Genomic DNA, 6,695 nt, shown 5'->3' on the forward strand with positions numbered 1-6,695 from the left:
ATTTTGTCTGGCGATTGCTTGAGAATTATCCCTGGGTTTTACAGATTTCAATTCATTTCTTTTATAATCTAAACTATGAACAATGAAACCTTCAAAAAAATCATATTCGCAGTGACCTTCCTGATCTGGAGCAGCATAGTACTATCTGCATTTTACATCACACAGCATCCGTTGTTCTTTCAAGTGATCAATGGGATTCTGGAAACTTTATGGACGGTTGCATTGACTGCCATCCTGCTTGTTAACTCTGCCGGGGTAGGAATTTTTTTGTTCAAATGGACGCGGCTGCCAGTCAATGAGCATGAACAATTGATCCTTGGGACTGGACTTGGCTTGGGCATATTTGGTTTGCTTGGTTATGGGTTAGGAGCAATAGGGCTGGCGGAACCCCTGATTCTCCTTGCCATTCTTTTTGCAATTTTGGTTTGGGTCTTTATTTTAAAGCTTCACAAGGAATTGCGACGCAGCCTTAGCTCGCTTCTAATTTCATTTAGGGAGGGGAAAAGTGAAATTCCCGCGTGGCTTCCCCCCACCATTGCAATGACGCTTGCAATTAGCTTTATCTTCGCCCTCCTACCGCCCGCGGAAGGGTTTGATGGATTGTTCTATCATCTTACATTACCGGAAAGACTACTGGCTGATAAACAAATCCTCCCATATAACATCCCTCAATTCTGGTTTCCAAGTCTAATGGAAGGGAATTTTATCTGGGCGCTTGGCCTCGGGAGCGAACGCACGGCGCAATTGATTCACTGGTCGTTTTCGTTGCTTATGATCGGGCTGGTTTGGGAATGGTCGCGCATAATATCAGGGGGCAAAACTGCGTGGTGGTCGATGGCCGTCCTGATCTCCATGCCATCCCTTCCCTGGCTTTCTTCCTGGGCGTATACGGATATTGCGCTTGTCTATTTTGGGCTTGCCTCCCTTTATGCAATCTGGAAATTGAATGACGCAAATCAATGGATCGCTATAAGCGGTCTCTTTGCAGGTATGGCAATGGGGATCAAATACACAAGCTTTATTCTGCCCGTTTTTTGTGTTACCCTGATCTTATTGTGGGGAAGAAATTTTTACGCACGCATTGCTTCCATAACATCCTTCTCGCTGATGGCTATTCTGGCGGCATCCCCCTGGTACATTCGCAACTGGGTCATTATGGGTAATCCAGTTTATCCATTCGCATTCGGTGGGCGCTACTGGGATTCGTTTCAAGCGGAGGGATATGCAGGAAACGGTACAGGGATTGGCTGGAATCCCATCGAACTTGCTCTTCTGCCTCTCAACATCATACTCGGCCACCGTGACCAAAACTATTATGACGGACGCGTTGGCGTGCTCTTTCTGATATTCATGCCGCTTGCCGTTTGGGCGCTCTGGAAAAAACACACTACGTCCGATTCCACATACAAAGCTTTTTTCATATTTAGCACATTCGCCCTGCTGAACTACTTGATTTGGACTTTCGGAGTTGTTCAGACGATACATCTTTGGCAGTCCCGCCTGCTTTGGCCTGGCCTCATTCCCCTTGCCGTTCCTATCGGATTTGGCATCGCGTTTCTTTCCGACTTTGATCTGCCTCGCTTCCGAATGAGTTTTATCTACACTGTGATCATTGGCATCATCATCGGAGTGACCCTGCTCGATAACACCTTGAGTCTGATTGTTCGCAGACCCATGCAATATGCCCTCGGAATGGAATCGCGTCACTCCTATTTCCAACGAGTGCAGCCCCGCTACACATCCGCGTTGACACTGGTTGACTCAACACCACCCGATTCGTTTATATATTTTATGTTCGAGCCGCGCAGCTATAACATGTCCCGCAAAGTCCAGCCCGATCCGATCAATAATAATCTTGCTCATGATTATTTTTTGTATGGAAATGCGGATGCAATCTTAAATGATTGGAGATCGAAAGGATACACCCATGTTCTCCTTTACATGTCCCCTCCGGATGAACAGTTTCCAGAACAGTTCGACCAGATTTTGCCTCTTCTGGAACTGAAAGCTGAGAATGAATACTTTAAGTTATATTCCATCAAGTAAAGAATGAGTTTTGAGTCATTTCGCTTGACAATCCTTTTGCATGTGGATACACTCAAGGTGTTTGGGGAGTAGCCGCCTGCGTTTTATGCAGGACGCGTTGTCGTCAAGACAGGGTTCTACCCTCGGTAACGCGAACGTTCACACGTTAGGCGAGACCATCACGTAGGCGTGGTGGTCTCGTTTTAATTTTGCAGATCGAGCGCCTCAAGTTCACTTTGAATTAGGAGATTTTGTATGGCACATGAAGAAACAATGCGGCAGGAATGGCATGCGCTCACAGCAGACGATGTTCTTCGGGATTTGGAAGTACATGATGAAGGGCTGACTAGCTCGGAGGCGGCAAAACGCCTTGCCCACTACGGCCCCAACCAATTGCGTGAAGCAGCGCGGCCCGGCTTCCTTGCCTTGTTGTGGGCACAACTGAATAATTTTGTTGTGATCCTGCTGATCGTGGCTTCCGTGATCTCTGCACTGCTGGGCGATTATGTGGAAGCCGCCGCCATCATGGCAATCGTTGTGTTGAACGCAGTGCTTGGCATTGTGCAGGAGCAACGCGCAGAACAGGCATTGGCCGCGCTGAAAAAACTTGCCGCACCGGATGCACAGGTGATCCGTGACGGGATACGCAGTTCTATACCTTCCTACAATCTTGTTCCAGGTGATATTGTTTTTCTCGAAGCGGGCAATTTTATTCCTGCCGACTTGCGCTTGTTGGAAGCAATCAACCTGCGCGTGGAGGAAGCCTCACTTACCGGCGAGTCACTTCCTGTACAAAAGAACGCAGCCACTGTACTTGAAAAGAATATTCCCCTCGGCGACCGAAAGAATACCGCCTTCATGGGAACCGTTGTTTCATATGGACGCGGGCGCGGTGTGGTGACCAGCACAGGTATGCGCACCCAGTTGGGTCTGATCGCCACGATGCTGCAAAATGTGGAAACCGAAGAAACGCCTTTACAAAGAAGGCTCGATCAACTTGGCAGGTCGTTGAGCATTGGTTCGTTGATCCTGGTTGCTGTTGTGTTTATTGTCGCGCTGATCAACCAGACAAACATTGGTGGGTTATTCACGAGTCCGCTAGATTATTTCACGGAATTCGCAGAGCAGGTCACCGAAGTATTTATTATAGCCATTAGCCTTGCAATTGCAGCGGTGCCGGAGGGCCTGCCTGCCGTTGTGACGATCTCGCTTGCGCTTGGTATGCGTGAGATGGTGCAGCGCCACGCCCTCATCCGCAAGCTGTCTTCAGTTGAGACGCTTGGTTCGGCCACGACGATTTGTTCGGATAAAACTGGCACACTAACCCAGAACGAAATGACAGTAACCCGTGTGTGGGCCGATGGTCAGTTCGTAAATTTGACCGGTATTGGTTACGCACCGACTGGTGAATTTCAAGTAGATGGCGTAAAAGTGGATGTGGACGAATATCCCGCGATCCGCTCCACGCTTTGGCTGGGCCTGTTGAACAATGACTCGATGATCGAATCCACGGGCGAAAACGAATCACAGAAGACATACCGCATCGTGGGCGACCCGACAGAGGGTGCGCTGTTGGTAGCAGCTGCCAAGGCTGGGGCCATTCACGTTGATATTAACAGAGCTTATCCACGCGAGAACGAAGTTCCGTTTGATTCAGAACGCAAACGCATGATCACAATTCATGATGTGCTCAACCCGAAATCGGCAGACCTCTCTCCGTTCCATGATGAAAAACATATCGGGTCGGATGTGATCGCTGTTAAAGGCGCGCCTGATATTGTGTTGACCCTTTGCACGAAATATCAAGGCATGGATGATGAACCCCGTGAATTAACAAAGGAAGCCAGGGAACGCATCCTTGCTGCGAACGATGCAATGACCAAAGACGCCCTGCGTGTGCTGGGCTTTGCCTATCGCGTTGAGCAGGATGTCCCTGACAACCCCGAACAGATTAAGACCGATGAACTGGAGAAGGATTTAGTTTTCATCGGTTTAATGGGCATGATCGACCCACCGCGCCCCGAAGTAAAACCCGCACTCGAAAAAGCGCTTCACGCTGGTATCCGCACGGTGATGATCACAGGTGACTTTCCCAATACAGCCAAAGCCATTGCTGAATCGATTGGTCTCCTGCGGCCCGGCAAGAAAGTGTTGACTGGCGCCCAGTTGGACGATCTCAGCGATCTTCAACTCAAGAACATCATAGAAGATACAGATGTGTTTGCTCGCGTCTCTCCTGAGCACAAGATGCGCATCGTAGATGCGTTGCAGGCCAATGATGAAATTGTGGCGATGACAGGTGACGGTGTAAATGATGCGCCTGCCATCAAACGAGCGGATATCGGCATATCCATGGGTATCACCGGGACAGATGTCGCCAAAGAAACAGCAGACATGGTTCTCACAGACGACAACTATGCAAGCATCGTCTCTGCCGTGGAACAAGGCCGCATCATCTATAGCAACATCCGTAAGTTTGTGTTCTTCCTGCTTTCATCCAATGTGGCCGAGATCATGATCATCTTCCTCGCCACGTTGGCAGGGCTGCCTGCGCCACTTACAGCCATTCAGTTGTTATGGCTCAACCTCATCACAGACGGTGCGCCGGCATTGGCGCTCGCCATGGAAAAAGGCGACCCTGACATCATGGATCAGAGACCACGCGCAAAGAATGAGCCCATTGTCAACCGCTCGATGGGCGTTGGCATCATCGTGCAGACTTTTGCCCAAACCAGTGCGGTGCTCGGCGCATTCATCATGGGGTTGATATGGCATCTCGAAGCCCCGTTGACGGGACAGGCAGGAGCAGCTATCCCGTCTGGTATGAACGCATTATCTTATGTCCTCTCACATGATTGGCGCGGAGTCGATGTCCAAACCGCAGAGACGATGGCATTTGTCACATTGTCACTAGCTGAATTGTTCCGTGCTTATACAGTTCGTTCGGAACGCGCCTCCATTTTCAAGATTGGAATCTTTTCAAATAAATACATGCAATATGCGGTGGGACTTTCCATCACGTTACTGTTGCTAGTATGTGCCGTTCCATTTTTGCAACCCATCTTCAATACACATTTCCTGAGTGTACGCGAATGGGGGCTGGTAGTTGGGTTGGCACTCATGCCTGCGGTGGCCGAGGAGATCACCAAATTCTTCCTGCGAAGAAAAGAAAAGTAAATGCAAAAAGCTCCCGCAACTTGCGGGAGCTTTTTATGATATTTGGCAGTTGTGAAAAACTCAAAAAGCCATACAATTCAACTCATGACTCACGAACGGGATCAAAAAAGCCTGCTTGCCATCAATCTCGGGCTGGGAATTAATATTCTCTTATCCATTGTCAAAACGACATTTGGTATTTTGGGGCACAGCCCTGCTCTGCTGGCTGAAGGAATTAATTCAACATCAGACGTGGCCTATTACATTGCCGCAAGTGTTTTGGTGCGCATGGCCAATATGCCTGCCGACCGCGAACATCCTTATGGACACCGTCAGTTTGAAAGCATTGCATCCCTGGTCATTGGCTCGTTCATTGTTACAACAGGCGTTGCCGTTTTTTGGGATGCGGTGGATAAGGTTTGGGATTTCGTTGTGGGAGTTTCCGACTCTCAGGGAGCGCATCCGTTCGCGCTTTGGGTTGCGCTTGCCACCGTTGCGATAAAGATTTTTCTTAGCTGGTACATTCGCAATCTGGGACGCGAATCTCAGAACCCCGTTGTGGATGCCCTGGCCTACGACCATCGCAATGACTTGTTCTCCGCCTCCGCAGCATCCATCGGCATCTTTCTCGGCCAGCGTGGGTTTCCCTGGGTGGATCCGCTGGCTGGCGCTTTGGTGGCTTTGCTGATTTTGCGCACAGGCATTTTCGTCCTGCGCGAATCATCCATTGACTTGATGGCCGTCGTCCCAAACCGTGAGCTGGCCGAGCGCGTTTCAAAATTATTGAAAAATATTCAGGGTGTAAAGCAATTGGAAGAATTGCAGGCGCATCGCTTCGGACCTCATGTCGTGATCAATTTGACGATAGGCATTCACGGCGCGCTGACAGTATATGAAGGCGATACAATCGCCAGCCGCGTGGAAGAGATATTGATGCGTTCAATTCCAAATGTGAGAAGAGTACACGTCCACTACCACCCAGCCGAGGAGGAAAATGCCGATATGACGGTTGATGAAATTTTGGAACAATCAAAAAAACACACGCGTTTGTATTAACTTATTTAACTTACCCAGTCTCAATCCTGAAGGGATGTCATTGTTTTGGGTAAAGCCATGTCACCCCTTCGGGGTTTACATCCGTGTCGGCTTTATGTCTATAATCATTTCACCTGTTTCGACAGGCTCAACACACCGCCTTCGGAGTTATGCCTGCATAAGATGAGCCAGTTAATTACCCCAAGTTGTCACCTTCCAGATTTTGCGGAAAATTTAACGCAAAGGCGCAGAGTCGCAAAGAAAAAAATTAAATCTTAGCGTCCTGGCGACTTTGCGTTAAAAAACCTTGGTTGAAAGCAGATCGCGGAACAAGGTAGCAACTTAGGTTAATTAACCCAAGTTGCTACCTTGGGGAGGATTGACAAAAATCCATGAGATTCAATACAGTTGGGGTATCCCAACCACCAACTGGAGAACCTCATGGATACCCAAATTATAGTAGTGTTTTGTCTGTGTGC

3 protein-coding genes are annotated in these 6,695 nt (G+C 48.9%); all 3 read left to right on the plus strand.

The genetic code is table 11. The annotated features are described in order from the left end of the window. The first annotated feature begins 75 nt into the window (after positions 1 to 75). The 3 genes from AC14M5_RS21735 (at position 76) to AC14M5_RS21745 (ending at position 6,237) form a co-directional block, all read left to right on the plus strand. Complete coding sequence (locus AC14M5_RS21735) at positions 76 to 2,046, plus strand: ArnT family glycosyltransferase (protein ID WP_484031816.1); 1,971 nt, start codon at positions 76 to 78, stop codon at positions 2,044 to 2,046. A 234-nt stretch (positions 2,047 to 2,280) separates the two neighbouring features. After that, entirely contained in the window at positions 2,281 to 5,202 is a 2,922-nt protein-coding gene (locus AC14M5_RS21740; RefSeq protein ID WP_484031817.1) for a cation-translocating P-type ATPase, read from the plus strand. Between the two features lie 51 nt (positions 5,203 to 5,253). After that, positions 5,254 to 6,237, plus strand: coding sequence for a cation diffusion facilitator family transporter (locus AC14M5_RS21745; protein ID WP_484031818.1), 984 nt, complete (start codon positions 5,254 to 5,256; stop codon positions 6,235 to 6,237). Positions 6,238 to 6,695 lie beyond the last annotated feature (458 nt).

This window comes from Candidatus Villigracilis sp. (assembly GCF_057083605.1).